General features: G+C 54.7%; 1 protein-coding gene. It reads left to right on the top strand.

All coding sequences use genetic code 11. The features are described from left to right. A partial coding sequence (locus A6D6_RS21670; RefSeq protein WP_159661853.1) for a transposase occupies window positions 1–460 on the top strand: 460 nt, incomplete at its 5' end. Between the last annotated feature and the right edge of the window lie 19 nt (window positions 461–479).

Here is a 479-nt window from a genome sequence, read left to right as displayed (position 1 = left end):
CGCGACACTGAATGAGGAGATCCGCAAGCTCAAAAAGGACATCGATGACCACATTGATGGCCATCCTGAACTGAAACAGGATCGCTCACTGCTGGAGAGCATCACTGCGGTAGGCGATGTGATGTCCCGAGAGCTGCTGTCGCTAATACACAGTCGGGACTTCCGGTCAGCCAAGCAATGTGCCGCTTTCCTGGGCATTACGCCGGTGCACAATGAATCCGGCGACTCCAGAAAGCCGACAAAGATCCGCAAAGGTGGCCGCGCCAACGTACGGGGAAAATTGTTCATGGCAGCAGTCACAGCATGCACCCACAACCCCGATATCCGGGCACTGAGACGGCGCATGGAAGACAGGGGGAAGACAGGTAAAGTGATTGTGGTGGCAGCAATGCGCAAGCTGGTGCAAATCGCCTATGGGGTAATCAAGCACCAAAAGAAATATACCCCACAAGTCGCATAGAGACGGCTTGCAGGGTATG

It is taken from the genome of Alcanivorax xiamenensis, from assembly GCF_009846745.1.
Taxonomy (GTDB): domain Bacteria; phylum Pseudomonadota; class Gammaproteobacteria; order Pseudomonadales; family Alcanivoracaceae; genus Alloalcanivorax; species Alloalcanivorax xiamenensis.
The sequence above is the reverse complement of the archived record's forward strand: the minus strand, read 5'-3'. Positions and strand labels throughout refer to the sequence as shown.